20 protein-coding genes are annotated in these 17,761 nt (G+C 38.1%); 4 read left to right on the top strand and 16 right to left on the bottom strand.

Annotated features, from left to right (window positions below; genetic code table 11):
• Positions 1–6: 6 nt before the first annotated feature.
• From WKT05_RS02255 to WKT05_RS02200, 12 genes are all read right to left on the bottom strand, one after another.
• Complete coding sequence (locus WKT05_RS02255; protein ID WP_340412737.1) at positions 7–354, bottom strand: arsenate reductase family protein; 348 nt, start codon at positions 352–354, stop codon at positions 7–9.
• Between the two features lie 17 nt (positions 355–371).
• Positions 372–1,529, bottom strand: coding sequence for an MFS transporter (locus WKT05_RS02250; RefSeq protein ID WP_340412736.1), 1,158 nt, complete (start codon positions 1,527–1,529; stop codon positions 372–374).
• Positions 1,530–1,656: 127 nt separating this feature from the next.
• Positions 1,657–1,785: an LDCC motif putative metal-binding protein gene (locus WKT05_RS02245; protein ID WP_340412735.1), complete on the bottom strand. Its 129-nt coding sequence runs from the start codon at positions 1,783–1,785 to the stop codon at positions 1,657–1,659.
• A gap of 111 nt (positions 1,786–1,896) precedes the next feature.
• Complete coding sequence (locus tag WKT05_RS02240; RefSeq protein WP_340412734.1) at positions 1,897–3,210, bottom strand: DUF2254 family protein; 1,314 nt, start codon at positions 3,208–3,210, stop codon at positions 1,897–1,899.
• 292 nt (positions 3,211–3,502) lie between these two features.
• Entirely contained in the window at positions 3,503–4,648 is a 1,146-nt protein-coding gene (locus WKT05_RS02235) for an integrase DNA-binding domain-containing protein (RefSeq protein ID WP_445323173.1), read from the bottom strand.
• A gap of 456 nt (positions 4,649–5,104) precedes the next feature.
• Positions 5,105–5,305, bottom strand: coding sequence for a cysteine-rich KTR domain-containing protein (locus tag WKT05_RS02230; protein WP_215508708.1), 201 nt, complete (start codon positions 5,303–5,305; stop codon positions 5,105–5,107).
• A 9-nt stretch (positions 5,306–5,314) separates the two neighbouring features.
• Entirely contained in the window at positions 5,315–6,676 is a 1,362-nt protein-coding gene (locus WKT05_RS02225; protein WP_215508707.1) for an MATE family efflux transporter, read from the bottom strand.
• A 34-nt stretch (positions 6,677–6,710) separates the two neighbouring features.
• A complete protein-coding gene (locus tag WKT05_RS02220) occupies positions 6,711–6,863 on the bottom strand; it encodes a hypothetical protein (RefSeq protein ID WP_340412733.1) in 153 nt (50 codons plus the stop codon).
• Between the two features lie 158 nt (positions 6,864–7,021).
• Positions 7,022–8,404, bottom strand: coding sequence for an ABC transporter ATP-binding protein (locus WKT05_RS02215; RefSeq protein WP_215508705.1), 1,383 nt, complete (start codon positions 8,402–8,404; stop codon positions 7,022–7,024).
• Positions 8,397–9,110, bottom strand: a complete 714-nt coding sequence (locus WKT05_RS02210; RefSeq protein WP_215508704.1) for an energy-coupling factor transporter transmembrane component T — start codon at positions 9,108–9,110, stop codon at positions 8,397–8,399. The genes WKT05_RS02215 and WKT05_RS02210 overlap by 8 nt, the downstream gene beginning before the upstream one ends.
• A complete protein-coding gene (locus tag WKT05_RS02205; RefSeq protein WP_009644439.1) occupies positions 9,110–9,706 on the bottom strand; it encodes an MptD family putative ECF transporter S component in 597 nt (198 codons plus the stop codon). The genes WKT05_RS02210 and WKT05_RS02205 overlap by 1 nt, the downstream gene beginning before the upstream one ends.
• 52 nt (positions 9,707–9,758) lie before the next feature.
• Positions 9,759–10,364 (bottom strand): TetR/AcrR family transcriptional regulator, encoded by a 606-nt coding sequence (locus WKT05_RS02200; protein WP_009644426.1) that lies wholly within the window; start codon positions 10,362–10,364, stop codon positions 9,759–9,761.
• A gap of 438 nt (positions 10,365–10,802) precedes the next feature.
• Between WKT05_RS02200 and WKT05_RS02195 the strand changes: the two genes are divergently transcribed.
• The 4 genes from WKT05_RS02195 (at position 10,803) to WKT05_RS02180 (ending at position 14,875) form a co-directional block, all read left to right on the top strand.
• Complete coding sequence (locus WKT05_RS02195) at positions 10,803–10,973, top strand: plasmid mobilization protein (RefSeq protein WP_432765680.1); 171 nt, start codon at positions 10,803–10,805, stop codon at positions 10,971–10,973.
• A 94-nt stretch (positions 10,974–11,067) separates the two neighbouring features.
• Positions 11,068–11,268, top strand: coding sequence for a helix-turn-helix transcriptional regulator (locus tag WKT05_RS02190; protein WP_008522391.1), 201 nt, complete (start codon positions 11,068–11,070; stop codon positions 11,266–11,268).
• A gap of 44 nt (positions 11,269–11,312) precedes the next feature.
• Positions 11,313–12,338, top strand: a complete 1,026-nt coding sequence (locus tag WKT05_RS02185) for an AAA family ATPase (protein ID WP_215508702.1) — start codon at positions 11,313–11,315, stop codon at positions 12,336–12,338.
• Entirely contained in the window at positions 12,320–14,875 is a 2,556-nt protein-coding gene (locus WKT05_RS02180) for a S8 family peptidase (RefSeq protein ID WP_340412732.1), read from the top strand. The genes WKT05_RS02185 and WKT05_RS02180 overlap by 19 nt, the downstream gene beginning before the upstream one ends.
• A gap of 422 nt (positions 14,876–15,297) precedes the next feature.
• On the opposite strand, the gene WKT05_RS02175 is transcribed toward WKT05_RS02180, so the two are convergent.
• From WKT05_RS02175 to WKT05_RS02160, 4 genes are all read right to left on the bottom strand, one after another.
• Positions 15,298–15,552, bottom strand: a complete 255-nt coding sequence (locus tag WKT05_RS02175) for a hypothetical protein (protein WP_340412731.1) — start codon at positions 15,550–15,552, stop codon at positions 15,298–15,300.
• A gap of 264 nt (positions 15,553–15,816) precedes the next feature.
• Entirely contained in the window at positions 15,817–16,464 is a 648-nt protein-coding gene (locus WKT05_RS02170) for a cupin domain-containing protein (RefSeq protein ID WP_340412730.1), read from the bottom strand.
• Between the two features lies 1 nt (position 16,465).
• The gene (locus WKT05_RS02165; protein ID WP_215508897.1) at positions 16,466–17,269 is read right to left on the bottom strand and encodes an ABC transporter ATP-binding protein; all 804 of its coding nucleotides are present in this window, start codon (positions 17,267–17,269) and stop codon (positions 16,466–16,468) included.
• On the bottom strand, positions 17,256–17,761 hold a 506-nt coding region (locus tag WKT05_RS02160), incomplete at its 5' end, for a FecCD family ABC transporter permease (RefSeq protein ID WP_340412729.1). The genes WKT05_RS02165 and WKT05_RS02160, both read right to left, overlap by 14 nt.

The raw sequence follows: 17,761 nt of genomic DNA, 5'->3' as shown, positions 1-17,761 counted from the left end.
AAAATTTTATAATGCTTCTTCCCATTCTTTTTCTTTAAACCCGACGAGCACCCCGTCATCATAAATAATAAGGGGTCTCTTCACCAACATCCCGTCGGAAGACAAAAGTGCATATTGTTCTTCTTCGCTCATATCTTTCAACTTATCTTTCAGCCCGAGCTCCCGATACTTCATGCCGCTGGTATTGAAGAATCGCTTCAGGGGCAGGCCGCTTTTTTCGTGCCAGGTTTTCAGTTCCTCCGCCGTGGGATTGTCTTCCACGATGTGGCGTTCTGTGTATTCGACGCCTTTCTCGTCCAGCCATTTTTTTGCTCTCTTGCAGGTGGTGCATTTAGGATAGTGGATAAATAACATAGTCGCTCCTTTCATCATTACTGTCGTTCAAATCGCTTGCTGTTCATTGCCGCCAAGGCGAGGCCCGCGAGCAACACGGCCATGGCGGCGAGTAGAATGGGTTTCGTGCCTTCTTTTTCCAATAATAGGCCGCCCGTCGTGGTGCCCACCATAATGGCGAAGTTAAATGCCATGGACTGCACGGCATTGGCCACGGCCACGCCTTCTGTGACCTGCCGGGCCGTCGCCGTTTGAAACATGCTGCTCATGGCGCCGAAGCCCAGACCCCAGAGGACGAAGGCGGCGTGAAAGAGAATCACAGATCCGCCGAAGCAGAAGGCGGCCATGGTGGCTGCGCCGGAGAGGTAAAGGGCCACGAACATGCCGTACAAATGGCGGTCGATGAAGAGCATGGAAAGAATCACCGCCAAAACGGATCCCGCGCCGAAGAAAAGTTGGGCCACGGCCACGCCGGGGTAATGCACGTCGGCCACCAAGTTTGTGACGTAGGTGTAGACGCCGTAATTGGCGCCCACGGCCAAAAAGGTGAGGGTAATCATTAAAAGGACGCCGCGGTTTTGAAGCATGGCGAGAGGCGAATTGCCCCTGCTCCGCGCCTCCCCTTCCACTTTCGGAAGCAACGCCCGCGACGCCGCCGCAATGGCCACAGGCGCCGCCGCCAAGACGACAAAGGACACGTGGTAGTTGAAGGTGGTGCCGATCCAGGTCATGAAGGGCAGCCCCAAGCTCATGCCCACGGTAATGCCCGACATGATAATGGCCACCGCCCGCCCCTGATCTTTTTCGTCGACCAAGGCCATGCCGTAAGCCGTGATCATGGGCCAAAGGGTACCGGCACAAATGCCGCCTAAAAAGCGTCCGGCCATGGCCGCCTCATAACTCGGCGCCACGGCCACCAAGCCGTTGGCCACGGCAAAGCCCATTAAGAGAATCACCAAGAGGCGCCGCCGCTCAAAAGTCACCGTAAAGGCCACCAGGGGCAAACCGAAAATCGCCGAGGCGATGGCGTAAGACCCTACCAAGCCCCCGGCCTTTGCCGTGCTCACGCCGAAAGCTTCGCTCATTTGCGGCAAGACCCCGGAAGGCACGAGCTCACAGAGAATGGCCAAAAGCGTCACCGTGGCCATGAGGAGCAGCAAAGGCGCGTTCTTTTTACTGTTTCTTGTATTTTCCAAAACGACCTCCAAAAATTATTGTCTGTCTTATTCTACCAAAAGATTCCCGGAAAGGTGGACTTTTCGCCGCGAAAATTCTGTTCCCGCCGGAAAAAAAGCCATGAAAAAAAGCCCCGAAGGGCTCGTTTCAATGATTTTCCTTTTTATTCAGGGAGCAGCAATCCAAAGGCGCGTCCCCAAAGGCTTTCTTGTTTTCACCGGCCAATTTATCTAAAAAGTGTTTCCATTTGCTCTTCATCGTTTCAGTCAACTTCATTGTTTCGCCTCCTCGACGAATCCACTGTTTCGTTCGTTCATTTCATACATACCGATCGAATGGGGATTTCAATCACCTGCCCGTGATTCCTGTCACTTTTTTCGGCACAACCTAAGCCAAGTGCCGACCTTCTTTGATGCTTACCCGCTCTTCCATATTCTTGCGGATGCGCTCGAATCGCATCAGGTGCACCTCGTGGGTGAAATTCGCCATAAGCAGCTCGTAGGCGGAGTCGAAGAAATCTTTCACGCCGGGCTTTGCGCACGCTCCCGCCAACATGTAAATCATATAGAGCCCCTGCAAAATGGCCCGCGTGACCAATGGATCGCCGCCGGAATAGGTGATGATCTGGCTGAATACCAAATAGAGCTCATCTTCCACAGAATAGCTTTGGTAGATGATTTTTGTATCCCCGTCCTCTTCCAAAACGACAAATTGATTGGCCGTGGAGAGCAATTTCCCTAAGAGAGAAGAAATTTTATTCACACACATGACCGCCGTGTTCGGGTCCTTGGTTCCCGGACTCAGGGCCAAGACGGAAATCTCCGTGAGAATCACCAGGCCGTGATGGTAGTCGTCTTGAATATTTTTAAACATATTGATCACCAGGGCGCGAGCGATGGTATCGATCAGTTCTTCAATTTCTTCTCCGCTGAGATTTTTCCCGCCGAAAAGCTTCAACACCCCCAGGGATTCCCCTTCCGTGGTGTATTCACCGATTCGTTTTTTAATGGTAAATTCCGCCTTGATCCCTTCCAGGGCCTTTAAAATCGTCTCGGACTGAACCTCGAAAAAATACCCCGTCGTCGTGGCCAACACGGGAAACTCCTTCGCGTCCTTGTCGTCCTCGTAGCGCTTCGCCTTTTCACGACGGGCCACCTCCCCATCGATCAAGGCGTCGCAATCGGCATAGACCCCTTCAATAATATTTGAAATTTTAATGTTTTTAAGCACCTGTTTGGCAAAAACCACAAAACCGATCATGGCCACAATGGCGTAGGCGATGGCAAAACTCCCCGCCATGACATCGTCGTCGGCCCCTACATTTTGCAGCATGAGAATGCTGATAACAGAATAGAAAAAGCCGCTGATGAAAATGCCGAAAAGCCCCAAGACATCGGTGCGGTCGATAAACGTCTGAAGCATACGAGGCGACACGCTGCTGCTGTATTTATTTAGCACCGTAACGATCGTCGTAAAAGAAAATATACTGATCGTCAAAAAGACCCCGGACATATTCGAGAGAAAATCCATGGATACGTCCACGGACAAAAGCAATTGATCCGGCACACGGGCCTTTAGCTCGGGGTATCCATGGTCGAAAACCCACGTCAAAAGGAGGAGTACCATCGTCAATGCCACATATTTCAACATCTTAAACAAGTTTTTTTCGTTAATAAACCATAATTTGATTTTCGCTCCCATGGACTTTCCTTTCTCAACATCATCGACCTACATACTCAATAGTTTAACATGTTTTATCGAGGGACGGGGATACTCCGTAAAATAAAAGCTTTTTTGTAAACGAAAAAGGCCAGAAAAAGAAAAATTAGTTTTCACTCCTTCACCGTCCGCACCTTCGTATTGTATGACCTTGAATTTTCTAATATACTGAAACATTACATAAAATAATGAAGTATTTTGTTTTATGACAAAAGAAAGGAAGGGAGAAGATGGCAACCAATCAAGCCGGCGGAGAACGAGGCATGTTTTGTCGCTATTGCGGAAAGAAGAATGACGCGGATTCGCTGTTTTGCAGTACTCTCTGCAAGGCTTCAAGCACGCGGTCACTCATCGGAATTTTACGAATGCCGTTGTCCGTTTTCGGAATTTCAATGCGGTACGATTTTTTACCGGAGTATTGAAGTTGATGATCCACATTGATTGTACGATTCTCAAAATCAATATCTCTGACCGTCAGTCCGCACAACTCGGAGATACGAAGCCCTGTTCCAAGCAGAATGATAGGCTCATCATAATACTTGTAATAGACCTTATCGCTTTTCACAAAGGAAAGCAGGCTTTCTTCCTGCGTGGGCGAAAGAGGAATTTTCGGCTCGGTGTCATCCTCAATGACTGTATTGATATGAAAGTCAAAGGGATTTTTCTTGATACAGTCATCCTGAATGGCAGAATAAAAGGCTGTCTTTAGAGAACGCTTATGGTTGCCGATGGTTTTGAAAGAATAGCCTTTTTCTTTCATTCGCAAAGCCCATTCCTTTGCATCAGACATTTTTACATTCTCGATGCTGTAGGCTCCAATCGTATCTTCCTCAAGTATTCTCATGAGCTGCTGCCTACCTTGCTTTGTACCGTGCCTTACATTTGCATGATTTCGTATGTGCTTTTCGTAAAGCTGGCACACGGTCATTTTCTTTCCTACAGGGGCAATCCCGTCATCAAGGTCTTTTTGTATCTCCTTGACTTTTTCACGCAGGGATTTATCCTCACACTTGCCCTTAGGGGTCTTATCCGTAGGAACTAATTTCCATGCGTACACAAACTGCGGTTTTCCAAAGGTATCTGTATATTTGTAAGCATATCTCATATCAAAGAAGTAGTAGAGCAGGACAGCTCTTCTTTTTTCTTCCGGCAAGCTGTGGATCGCGTCAGCGATGAGCTTTGCACTCAATTCTTTTCCGCCTGCGAAAAAGGTTTGTTCTTCTTTATCTTCTGCAAAGAAATCTTCACAGGTATAAAGCTGGTTTTCCTCTTTCGGTGTCAGGTCGGAAAAGTTAATTTCGTGTGCCTGCCGCTCCTTAAGCTCCTTATGGGCATTGATACTTTCGTTTTTCAATGTCCGCTTGCAGAAGCCGTTAAATGCGCAGCGTATCTGCCATTCGGTTCTTTCAGGTTCATTCATGGTATTCACCTCCTTTCGCAGCCGCGAAAGCGGGTAGAATTTTCCCTTTCGTAAACCCTCAACAACGAAGAGCTAAAAACTGCCAAAGAAAAGCGAATATTTTTTGAAAAAATTTTTTGCAGGCACAAAAAATCTCGACTGCGCAGGGCAGCCGGGATCGGACATGAAAAAATAAGGTTATGGATATGATTTAACAGGTCATCCGTAAAAGCACGAAAACCCGGAAATAGAATATATCCCTTTTAACAAGATTTTAAGATAATAAAAAATGAACACGGCGATACCTCCTTTAGAGCCGCCGTGTTTCATAACCTATGATTGATTTTAAGCTTCCGCTTCTTTATTCAAGCAGGATAAAAACGACGGTCATATATAACTTGTGTATTGAGACTTTTGCATAAGTAGGTTTCTCCTTAAAATAAAAAGAGCTGGTAATTACAGTTTTATAACTGTGAATCACCGGCTCTGTGTCTTTGCATCTGGCTCTTTGATGACTGATACATTAAATTGTTTGACGTTGATTAAAGTTTCCTGTTTACATTTCGGACAGAACAGTGGGAAGTTCTTTAGCTCCGTATCTTTTCTGATTTTCACTCGTGTTTTGTTTTTGCAAACGGGGCATAGTAACCATTGTCGTTCGTTGTTTATATAATTCATCTCATAAAACTACCTGTTATTTTGTGTCGAACCTGATTTTTCCATGTTTTTTAGTTCAGTTATTGTCATTACAACGCCTATTGCAATCATGATGAAATCTACAAGGGGCTGCGTAAACCAAACTGCTTTAATTCCAAATATCATTGGTAATAAAATCATTGCAGGAGCAAACAGGAATAGCTGCCTGAACATAACAATAACTCCCGCTTTCTTCCCGTTTCCGATAGATTGAAAAAAGGTAATGCTCATGACCATTACTCCGTACAAAATAAATACAGAATAGAACAGTCTGAAATTTCCAACTCCTTTTACAATAATATTTGCTTCTATGCCAAACATGGAAAGTATCTGACTTGAGAATAGCAATGATGGAATCCAAAAAATTGCTGCAAGCAAAACTCCTCCGATAGAAAATACTTTCATAGCTTGCCTTACTCTGTCAAATTGCCTTGCTCCGAAGTTTGTTCCTACAACAGGCTGTAATCCTTGGCTCATTCCCCAAAGCGGAATGAACGAAAAGGCATATACACGAAGTGCAACAGACATTAAAATTCCGTTCGGATCTCCACCATACTTGAAAGCCATTTTGTAAAGTATAGTATGCTGAATCATAAACAGAAGCTGCATCATCATAGCTGATGAACCTATTCCGAACATTTCCTTTTTAATTTCTGCATCAGGCTGTATCTTATGAATTTTTACAACCTTGCTCTTTCTCAAGAAATAATTAAGTGTTACAGCAGCTTGAACAAACTGCGCTGTAATAGTTGCAAGTGCAGCCCCTTCAATAGCATATTCACCCATAACGATCATTAAAATAGGATCAAGAATAATATTGAGTAATGCACCAAGCCCCATAATCATCATGGCTTTTTTCATCAGACCTTCGCCACGCATAACCATGTTTGCAGACTGTGTAAAGTTCACAAAGAGAGAGCCGATAAAAATCACTCTTAGGTATCTGATGCCATAAGCTTTGATTTCGCCTGTCGCACCTACCATATCTAAAAAATACGGTGCAAGTAGTATTCCTCCAACCGTTATTATTCCCGAAAACAAGATCACCCAAAATATTAGGTTGCCCATGATTTTATCTACGGTTTTCAGATCGCCTTTCCCTAAAGCACGAGAAAGAACAGATGCCGATCCTATTCCTACTAAAGTAGCAACACCATTATTAAATATTGTCAATGTCATGGCAACACCACAGGCAGTCATTGCTATCTGTCCTATAATTTTCCCTGCAAATATTCCATCCATTAAAGGATATAGACCAATCACTATCATTCCAATGACCGCAGGAATAGATAACTGAAAGAGTAAATCTATTGGTCTTTTTGTTAGTAATTGCGTTTTTATATCCTGTTCCATAAATTATTATCCTTATCTTGTTTTTTGAACCACATTAGTATTCATCCTCACTTGTTAATTGGGGATACTGTACTAAAGTTCTATATCTTGTGGAATTTTTTAATAAATACTTATGCTCTCCGGCACTTTCTATTTTGTCATTTTCAACAACCACAATTTTATTTGTATTTTCAATGGATTTAACCACTAAAAGCTCATTCAAAAACTTCCATAAATAAAGATATGGAATCACTGAAAGAATAGTTGTTATCGCCAATAAAATCATCGAAGCATAGGAATACCCTCTTTTTTCAGGTGCATACTTATATAGCCTTCTTAAAATATCCCAAATTTATACATCTCCATTTATTTCTCTAAATTCAATACACGATTGCAAATTAGATTAGCAAATTCATTATCATGCGTAGCAATAAAAATAACTTTTTCTTTGGAATAACGCTTTAATAATTCTGCAGTCTTAAGCATATTTCTATAATCAAGTCCACTTGTCGGTTCATCTAAAATTAAAATTTCTTTATTACATATTAACCCTACAGCTATAGCCAATCTCTGTTTTTGACCTCCAGATAAGGTATTCGGATGGTTGCTTTTGTATTTATATAAGTCAAAATCAGTTAGGATTTCATCAATAAGATCATCGTTTGAATTTTTTATTCCTAATTTGCATTCAGAAAATACACTTTCAGCAAATAATTGATAATTCACATCCTGCATAACCATATAGGTTTTTTGCTTTCTCTTTTTAACATTTATCTTTTTAGAATCAAATAGAATGTCTCCCTCGTAATCGTTATGCAAACCACAAAGAGTTCTTAAAAAAGTGGTTTTGCCAATACCATTAGAACCTAACACCGCAACAATATCTCCTTTTTTTGCAAAAAAGTTAAGATTGCTTATAATACACTTATCTTTTCTATGTATAGAAAGATTTTCAACTTGTAAATATGCTTGTTCTGCAGTACTCATATCTTCTTTTATATCAAGTCCTGTTTCACTTCTGGATCTTAACCCCATCGCTTTAATTTCTTGTTCGGGTAAATTCAAAAAATCTTTTTTTGAATAACTCTTTTGAATTTGTCCATTTTCCATATATATGATTTTGTCAACCAAATCCATCAAATAGTAAATTCGATGTTCGGAAATAATAACTGTTTTACCGCTATTTTTCAAAACAGATAAGTGCCTTTTTAACACCTCTATCGTCGGTATATCCAAATTGGAAGATGGTTCATCCAACAAATAAATGTCCGGATTCATCGCATAAACTGATGCAAAAGCAATTTTTTGTTTTTCTCCTCCGGATAAATGAAAAATATTTCTATTCTGCAATTTTCTTATATCTAATGTCTGGCAAGTTTCAGTTAATCTTTTTTCTAAAATATCTCTTTCTATACCTTGATTTTCTAAACCAAACACTATTTCGCTATTTGTGTCCACATTAAAAAACTGAGTTCTTGGATTTTGAAAAACACTACCAACTATTTCTGAAATTTCAAACATTTGATAGTTCGATAATAAATCATTATTTATTTTTGCATTACCTTCTATCTGCCCTTCATAATAGTCTGGAATTAGCTTATTTATTACTCTTGTAATAGATGTTTTCCCTGAACCTGAAGCTCCACAAACGAGGATAAATTCTCCTTTTTTTATTTTTAAATCTATATTACTCAAGCTGTTGCTTGGGGTACTCTTATAGTTAAAGCTAATTCCTGTTAATTCAATCATAAAAAATACTCCTATAAATTATAAAGGCAGTAATTACAACACCGATTATTAAAGCAATAACATCCTGAATATCAAAACGAATTTCAATAATGGATGTTCTCTTTTTAGGAGATTCTATCCCTCTTGTTATAGATGCAATAGTTAATTCATCCGCTGCCTTTGAAGCCATGATTATCATGGGTGAATAAATACATTCTATCGTCAAAGCCGGATTTTTTATAAATCCAAAAAAAGATGGTGTAATACCTCTTAAACACATTGAATCTTTTATATACATCCAATCTTCTCGTACAGTAGGTATATATCGAAGCATTACTGCCAGAGGGATAGTTATTTTTTTAGAAATTCTCGCATAACTCATGGCAGATAAAAACTCTCCTACTTTTGTAGTACTTAGTATAAGCGTAGAAAGCATACACACTGGATAAACCTTGTGAACCAAACCTAAAAATGGCATTAGCAAACTCCTGACAGTGTTACTCCCATACTTAACAGTTAAAACGCTAACAATAAACACTACTAAATATATGAGTATGCCTCCACAAGCAAATTTGATTTTTTTGTTAATAACGCTAAAAAGTGCAATTATAGACACAAAAATCAATTCATATTCTATCGAAGGCAATAGGCTAGAGATAACTATGCACAAAAATAGTAAAACTATTTTTGTGCATGGGTTAAAGTGTAAATTTGATTTTTTCTTCATTACACTATCCCGGCCTTCTCAAATTGCTTTTTCAAAAGTTTCATGCCAATCCAAGCACTAAGCAAAGCAACCAAGAAAGTCCCGATTACGATTACATAAATCATCCAATTAGCAGCTGCAGCATTCATGGATTCAATATATGAAATATCTGTACCTTTTTTAATCATTGCGTTTGACCAAGATTCTGGATTGATGAAGTATACTAAAAATGTACCAATGTCACCAAGTGCAAATATTCCAAAAGATAGCATATTCATTGTTTTGTTTTTATAGTTCTTGCTTCCTGCTATAATTTCAGCAATTATTCCGGCTATCAAAGTTCCTACTCCCATAGCCCAATGCATACCAGTAGCAAATCTTAAAATACACATGATAACTGCCAAAATAGTAATAGTTCCTCTTTTAGGCGACTTTGCAATTAAAAACATAAATATAATTCCTGATAAAAATGCACTTCCAATTGGTTGATAGAATGTTAATATAGGATTCATGGCAAAAGGCATTCCTCCAACCATATTAAGCACAAAATATAATGCAGAAAATACACCAATCATTATTAAATCCTTGACCTGTAATTTGTTTTCTTTCTTATCCATTTTTCCCTCCTAATTTAATTCTTTTACTTTATTATTGCCTCTGTGCTGATTCTTACTTTATTTTCCCTTCATCGTAGTAGTCAAAATAAAGCATCATCACTTTAATTAAAAAGTCTCTATTTTTCCGGAAATTATTTCTTGCCTCAAGAATCTCGCAACCTAAAATAATTGCATTCATAAAATAAAGTATAAAATCTGTAGTATTCCATCTAAAATCACCCAGTTTTACACCATTTATATCTCCGCCATAAGCCGAATGGAGTGTTTCTTCTTTCAATATGGAATACAATTCTTTTAATTCATCATTGTCTTTTATAGCTTGTAGATACATTACATATATACTCATTAACTCATTTTCATCAAGCATCCTGTCGACAAGCATTTCTGCGATAGCTTCTTTACCAAGCTCACTAGAATAATCCGCCATAAAACTATTCATTTTAGCCATACGATAAGCCATGCCTTCTCTCATTAAATCATGTAATATCTCTACCTTGCTTCTGTAATGATAATATACACCTCCTCTACTCATCCCTATCTCTGTAATGACATCTTCCATAGTTGTACTTTGAAAGCCTTTCGTTAAAAAAATTTTCTTTGCGACTTCCCGAATTTCTTTCTTTCTGATTTGTCCAACTTTTTGTTTCTCTTCTTTCAAAATAAAGACCCCGTTTCATTTCTACCAATTCCGACATCGTGTCGGTTTTTATTATAACACCATGTACAGTTAGAGTCAACTAACAAATATTATTGCTAATATATATATTATTTATTGCAAAGAAACCAGAAGAATCAAACGCATAGTGTGTCAAAAACCAATTGAAAAGGTTATATGAAATAAACGTTGCAGTTATAAAAAATTGTAGCGTTTTTTCTTTCTGTGCTTTGGCAAAAGGCAAATTACCGTTGTTATAGAGATTAAGGGATAAGAAGAATAGCAAGCATAGGAAAGGGGTACCCTTTCCGTAAAAAATCTCTATTTTCCGCAGTTTCGGCGATAGAGATTTTGCTTGTACCCTCGCAGGCTAAAGTCTGCTGGGGTAGACTCTTGGGAAGTGTCCCAAACCCTCTATAAAAGCAGAAAGGAAATTCACCTATGAATAACAGAAAAAGAAATGTGCAGATTAAATTTCGTGTTACGGAAGAAGAACGCACTTTGATAGAAGAAAAGATGAAACAGGTGCCTACAAGCAACATGGAAGCGTACCTTCGGAAAATGGCAATAGACGGATATATTATTCAGATCGATCACAGCGATATAGAATAAGATTATTTAAGAGACTTCTTGGAAAAAATATGGCATATGCTATAATAAAATAAAAAAATAATGGCATATGCTATATTAAGAAAGAGGTATGATAATGACATTTTCAGAGTTTGTTATTTTTGTGCGAAAGAACCTTGATTTAAGCCAAGAGCAGCTTGCTAGTGCAATAAATGTAAGTTATTCGACTATTAACCGCTGGGAGAACTGTCATGTTACACCAAGCAATCTAGCAGTGAAAAGTTTTTTTGATTTTTGTGAGAATAATTTCATCGATATTCCGGATGGGTTATTATAGAATCGCTTGCCATTTATCGTTGAAAATTTAGGAGGTAAAAAATTATGGCAAGAGCAGATTTGATATGTGAGTTAATAAAATATGGTTTAATAAATGACTATACAAACTTTAGGAAAGCTACTGAGGCGTTATGCGCCGAAGAACGTTCAAAGCAGCATACAGTACTTGCAGCAAAAATTGATGAATTATTAAAAAAATCAAAAAAAGATACCGCGAAAGATAAATTGTTTTCACCAACGACTATCCGTGGTGGGACAAATGAACAAAATCTTTTCTTGGAAAAGATTCCTAAAAAAAGACTAGATCATTTGATTCTTCCAAATCATATTAAATTAACCTGTCAAGATTTAATAACAGAACAAAACCGTTCCGATTTACTGCAGTCATACGGCATAGAACCACGAAATAAAATTCTTTTAATTGGTCCTCCCGGAAACGGAAAAACTTCATTGGCAGAAGCAATATCCGAAGCATTGATGATACCACTTCTTACAGTTAGGTATGAAAATATTATAGGTTCCTATCTCGGTGAAACCGCATCTCGATTATCAAGACTATTTGATTATGTGAAAACCAGAGAGTGTGTTTTGTTTTTTGACGAGTTTGAAACACTAGGGAAAGAACGTGGGGACACGCATGAAACTGGTGAAATTAAACGTGTAGTAAGCTCTTTATTGATGCAAATTGATGCACTTCCAAGTTATGTCATTGTTATTGCTGCTACAAATCATGATACTTTACTTGATAAAGCAGCATGGCGTAGGTTTCAAGTCCGGCTAGAAATACCAAAACCAACCCGAAATAATTTGGAGGAATACTATCTTTTTTTTGAAAAAGAAAAAGATTTTAAGTTCGGTTTGCAGCCCAGCACACTTGCGAAAAAAACATTAGGCATAAGCTATGCAGAAGCGGAGGAATTTGCATTATCAGTTTATAGACAGTATATTTTAAGTCTGCCGAATGATAATGTGAAGGAAATTACCGAGAAGGCCATTCGTAGTTGGCAGTCTCAGGTAATTATTGCAAATAAAAATAAAGGAGGATTGGAAATATGCCAGACAGACCTTTAATATTATTTCCGTCTCCAGAAAGAGCAGATCGTGAACACAAACCTCCCGTATTTACAAAGACAGTAAGTCCGTCTTTTGGAAAGCAGTTCACTCGGCTACAACCATCTTTTACTTTACTAAAAACTGCTTTTGAACAGAAGGCATTAAAAATTCAGCAATCTCCCACTGGGATTAACCCTGAATTTGCTTTGGTTTTTGAAATAATTGGAACTGTTGATAGTTTCTATACGGCAGTGAAAAATACAGATGGTCTTGAATGGATATTTGACAGCGAGACTGGACCATTTGATCCGGATGATGATTTTTACCAAGTAGACAGTAAATCTGGTGAAAAGATTGAAAATTCACTAAACGGGAAACTATATTGTGTAATGTCTAATCAACAGGCGATGTCGCAATTATTATCATTGTGGCAAAGATATCAAAATGGAGAAACAGATGTATTCAAACGGGGATTTGCAGGACTCCGTGATGTTTTTACCCAAATAAAAGACTTAAGGAAGTGGGACGCAAGAGATAGAATTGAAGAAACACACGCTTTAGAATATTGGCGTGAATCGCTGGAATTTGATGGGGATTCTCCCGTTCCGTTTGAAATCGAACTGTTCTTTAGAAGTGATGCGGCAAAAAGAAGTAATTCTGCTGAAACGATTCACCGCGAAATTCAATTGTTAGAAGGACATGTAATTCAGGAATGTATAATAGATGAAATATTTTACCATGGTATGTTAGTTGAACTACCAAGAACTTCTATTGAGAGATTAGTTAATCAATATGAAGAAATTGAATTATCGCAAGTTGACGATATCATGTTCTTCCGTCCTGTTTGTCAATCTGCATTTGTTTCTACAACGGACTCAGAAGTATACACTTCTACTGAAGAAGCATCATTACCGACAGGTGATGCTGTGGTTGCCGTTTTTGACGGTATGCCAATGCAAAATCACCGTCTGCTTCGTGGACGAGTTATCATTGATGATCCTGATGACTATGCTACGGGATATGAAAGCAAATATCGTGTTCATGGTACTTCGATGGTCTCCCTTGCAATTTATGGTGATATTAAAAGGAATGACTCTCCTATTAGTAGTCCCGTATATGTGAGACCTATTTTACGACCGAAACAAAGCGGCTTCGATAAGATTACAGAAGGTGTTCCGGATGACAGTATGTTTATTGATGTTCTTCACCGAGCTGTAAAGAGAATGATGGAGGGAGAGGGTCAAGAGAGCGCAACGGCCCCCAATACTAAAGTAATTAATTTGTCTATTGGAGACCCTGTGCGACAGTTGGCTGTCACAATGAGCCCGACCGCGCGACTGCTCGATTTTCTTGCCTATAAATATAAGATTTTGTTTATCATAAGTGCCGGCAACCACCCAGAGATTGTAAACTTTATAGATAAACCGTTCGACGAACTAAAATCTCTTGACATAACACAGAGAAATAACATTTTTGCTGAGATCATAAAAGATAATCAACGCAATCTTAAAATATTGTCACCCGCAGAAAGTTTGAATGGACTTACAATCGGCGCTTTGTATGATGATTTCACTAATGTAAATGAAACCGATCGTTTTATTTGGGCCGTTGACAGGGGACTACCATCCCCTATATCTGCAATTGGAAAAGGGTATCGTTCTATCATTACTCCGGACTTGTTTTATTATGGTGGTAGAGAATTTGTCAGAGGAAGATTTGATGGTAAAATCAATTGGGTAGAATCTTCGCATGAGCCAGGATGCTTATCTGCTGCTCCATATGGAACGGGCGCCACAGATGGATGTGCTTTTTCTTTTGGAACTAGCGATGCTGCCGCACAAATAACACATGAAGCAGCAAAATGCCATGATGTACTTAATCAGATATTTCTTGACGAAACAGGTACCAAGATGCCAGCAGATTCTACGGCAATCCTTTTGAAGGCTATGCTCACACATGGTGCATCATGGGAATCTATTGCTGATAAAATTGCTTCATCAATGGAAACTTCCCCAAAAAAATTAAGTAAATGGCTTGGAAACGGTATTCCTAATATAAGTCGTGTTATAGAGTGCACTAAAGAACGCATAACTCTTATTGGACTTGGAGCATTAAAGAAAGATGAAGGGGATATCTTTAGACTCCCGCTTCCTGTAGACTTTTCGTCTCGCCTAATGAAACGGAAGCTAACTGTTACCTTAGCTTATCTTTCTCCTGTTGTACCAAATAAGCAAACATATCGAGGTGCACAACTATGGTTTAATATTGATGATGGTGGAAAGGGTCTTGTTCCAGAGAGGCAAAATACAGAATGGCAGGCAGTTCGTAAGGGGTCATTACAACATGAGATTTTTACTGGAGAAAACCCAATCGTCTGGAATGATGATGATCTTATTATAAAAGTAAATTGTAGAGAGGAAGCAATTAAACTTAAAAAAGATGAAATACCATATTGTATATTTGTAAGTTTTGAAGTGGCAGAGGGGTTTGATGTGGATTTATATGCTGATGTTTCAATAAGAATTCGCCATCATGTCCAGATTTCAAGCAACTAAAAAGTTTTGTCTTTTTCTGTTCCAAAAACTGCCATACTGATACTCCTTTTATTTTTATTTGTTACGCAGTAAAAGGCGATTTTGAAAGAAAATGTATATTACCCTTACTTTCTCAAAATCGCCCTTTGAAAGCCTTATATTTCAAGCCCTTGCTTACTTCTACCTCGTAACATGGACATGAAAAAAGTGGTATTCCTATGTTTCCTTTAACAGAAACGAAAGATCACCGCTTTTATGATTTCCTATTTAATTTTGCACTTTCTTTATACCTTGTGTTATCTGTGGTAAAACGTTTCTATCTGCAAGAGTTTTTACAGCACATCAAGGCTCTTCCCTCAAAAGTAGTAAATTGGTAGTAAATTCAACTTGTACTCTTGCAAATATCCTTGTATTTTAAGGGGTTTGAGGGTTAGTTATTAAATTTATTTTAAATCAAATATCTTTACTCCCATTGGTGCTCTCTTTGACACCTTTCTAAAGTCTGTTTCATAAAATTTATCAACGAAGAAATATTTATGCTTGTAGTTTTTTAAAGCATAACCATAGGAAAGAGCATCTTCCATTGCTTTAACAATAGTATCCTTATGTTCGTTTGTTACATCACCTAATTCAGCCTCATATTCAATTTCTCCATCTTTTTCTACAGCGGCAATTATTGCACACACCTTGCCTATCAATCTTAAGCTCTTTTGTTTATAAAGTCCTAAATAAGCATATGGGCTATAGCCTCTGCCAGTATCATGGTAATAAACATTGTTTTCTTTATTAAAATCAAAAGTTGTACTTGCAAGTTACATTTTCAAATACTTTCAAGAATCTAATGTGCAAACAAACCCATGTTTATAACAAATAAATACCAGAGTAAGCTTTAATTTCAACTCTGGTATTGGTCTAATTTTTAGATTTCAGATTTATGATTGAAAAATCATTCAAGATCTTTTTTATTTATCTACAGATAAGATTAATAACATTTTAAATCTTTTAATTGCAGTTACATTGTGAGTTACATTTGCTGGAAATACTATTTGGTCTCCAGATTCTATCTCCACTTCCTTGTCTCCAACAAGAAGCCTTGCCTTACCCTCAAGTGCTAGGACCAGAGCATCTCCAGGAGCCTTGTGTGGTTTTAGCCCCTCACCTGCATCAAAGGCCATTAAAACAAGCCTAAACCCATCTTTTGATACAAGGTCAATGTTTGCGATTCCTCCTTCTACATAATCTAAATAGTCAACTAATTTAATTTTCTTTCCCTTGTCAATGTTTTTCATTTCTTCCTCCTTTAAGTCAATAGCGATTTCTAAAAATATACTTTTTTTCCTTGCTCCTATGCCAAAAAGCTTGTCTTTTTCAAAAAGTATTAGGTCCTGGCTGGTAAGTCTTTCATTATTAAATTTAAGGTCCCCTTTTAAGACGAGATATATTCTTTCTTCTTCATAAAATTCAGGGGAAATGCTGGTATCTTGGTCCAGACTCATAAGTAGGATGTGAAGCTCAGATAAGTCTACAAATTTCTTACTTATGGTTTGCTGGTCTTTTATAGGTATGACCTCTTCTGGTGTCAATATTTTTCCCTTGCTAATATTTTTCATTTTAATCTCCTACAATTCTAATTGGTATTACAGCCTCATATTCTTTTTCATATTTTTTTATTTTTTCGAGTATAACCTCTACCCCAAAGGCATCTTTCATATTTTCCTTACAGATAATATCAGATGTTTTGCCTATTTTATGTCTAGCATTTTCCATTAACATCAAGCATTTATCCGCTATTTCAAGAGCATGGGCTGGGTAATGAGTATTTATAATAACACTAATATTATCTATCTTGGATAGTTTTTTGATTAATGAAATTATTTTAAGTTGATTTTTAAAATCAAGACCACTTTCTGGCTCATCTAATATGATTAAACTTGGATCTGATATTAAAGCTCTAGCTATTAGAACCATCTGAAGTTCTCCCCCACTCATCACAGAACACGACTTATCTTTAAGATTCTCTATAGCTAAACTTTTCATAATATTATTTGCCTTCTTATATTCTCTTGCGCTTGGTTTTGCAAATGGTCCAATTTTACTAGAAAGCCCTAACACTACCATGTCAATTCCAGAATATTCAAAAGAAAATGACCTTTTTTGTGGAACATAGGATATGTTAGACCATAAGTCTCTTCTGTTAAAACTTGAAATATCTTTTCCATCCATAAAACTATTTCCTAGTTTCCATTTTTCAAAATCACATATACATCTTATAAGGCTAGTCTTACCAACTCCATTGGGTCCTAAAATAGATAAAACCTGACCTTGATCCAGACAAAAAGATAAATTCTTAAATAATACATGATTTTTATCATAATAAAATCCTGCATCTTTTATTTCTAATTTAATTGAAACCACCCCCAGTTTTTCTAATTAGACTTATAAAAATTGGAGCTCCTATTATTGCTGTAAGAACTGATATTGGTAGTTCTATTACAGAAACTGTTCTTGATAAAGCTTCTATTAATACCATAAGACTTGATCCTAAAGATATGCTAAAAGGTAGGGTATGAGTGTTGTTGGCTCCTACCATCATCCTTGCCATGTGAGGAATTATCAAGCCAATCCATCCGACTTGACCACACATTGATATAGATGAAGCTGTGATAAGTGTTGATGCAAATATAAAAATAAGTCTGGTTTTTTTGACATTAACCCCGAGACTTTTTGCTTCATCTTCTGATAGGCTCATAATATTTAGCCTAAATATCAAGAGTCTTATTATGATGATTCCCAAAATTATTAGGGGTGCTGAAAGCATCAAATTTTTATAAGATGATCTTGCAAAAGAGCCCATAAGCCAATAACTGATGGCTGGCAACTTATCTGTCGGGTCTGCTGTATATTTTA

It is taken from the genome of Peptoniphilus sp. HCN-40583, from assembly GCF_037892835.1.
In the GTDB taxonomy this organism is placed as follows: Bacteria; Bacillota; Clostridia; order Tissierellales; family Peptoniphilaceae; genus Aedoeadaptatus; species Aedoeadaptatus rachelemmaiella.
This window is presented reverse-complemented; position numbering and strand designations above follow the sequence as displayed.

Excerpts from the sequence above, each read along its gene's own strand:
- WKT05_RS02240 (WP_340412734.1), bottom strand. The coding sequence starts at position 3,210 with ATGGGAGCGAAAATCAAATTATGGTTTATTAACGAAAAAAACTTGTTT.
- WKT05_RS02185 (WP_215508702.1), top strand. The coding sequence starts at position 11,313 with ATGGCAAGAGCAGATTTGATATGTGAGTTAATAAAATATGGTTTAATA.
- WKT05_RS02190 (WP_008522391.1), top strand. The coding sequence starts at position 11,068 with ATGACATTTTCAGAGTTTGTTATTTTTGTGCGAAAGAACCTTGATTTA.
- WKT05_RS02225 (WP_215508707.1), bottom strand. The coding sequence starts at position 6,676 with ATGGAACAGGATATAAAAACGCAATTACTAACAAAAAGACCAATAGAT.
- WKT05_RS02205 (WP_009644439.1), bottom strand. The coding sequence starts at position 9,706 with ATGGATAAGAAAGAAAACAAATTACAGGTCAAGGATTTAATAATGATT.
- WKT05_RS02230 (WP_215508708.1), bottom strand. The coding sequence starts at position 5,305 with ATGAATTATATAAACAACGAACGACAATGGTTACTATGCCCCGTTTGC.
- WKT05_RS02235 (WP_445323173.1), bottom strand. The coding sequence starts at position 4,648 with ATGAATGAACCTGAAAGAACCGAATGGCAGATACGCTGCGCATTTAAC.
- WKT05_RS02170 (WP_340412730.1), bottom strand. The coding sequence starts at position 16,464 with ATGAAAAATATTAGCAAGGGAAAAATATTGACACCAGAAGAGGTCATA.
- WKT05_RS02210 (WP_215508704.1), bottom strand. The coding sequence starts at position 9,110 with ATGAAGAAAAAATCAAATTTACACTTTAACCCATGCACAAAAATAGTT.
- WKT05_RS02195 (WP_432765680.1), top strand. The coding sequence starts at position 10,803 with ATGAATAACAGAAAAAGAAATGTGCAGATTAAATTTCGTGTTACGGAA.
- WKT05_RS02255 (WP_340412737.1), bottom strand. The coding sequence starts at position 354 with ATGTTATTTATCCACTATCCTAAATGCACCACCTGCAAGAGAGCAAAA.
- WKT05_RS02215 (WP_215508705.1), bottom strand. The coding sequence starts at position 8,404 with ATGATTGAATTAACAGGAATTAGCTTTAACTATAAGAGTACCCCAAGC.
- WKT05_RS02245 (WP_340412735.1), bottom strand. The coding sequence starts at position 1,785 with ATGAAGTTGACTGAAACGATGAAGAGCAAATGGAAACACTTTTTAGAT.
- WKT05_RS02180 (WP_340412732.1), top strand. The coding sequence starts at position 12,320 with ATGCCAGACAGACCTTTAATATTATTTCCGTCTCCAGAAAGAGCAGAT.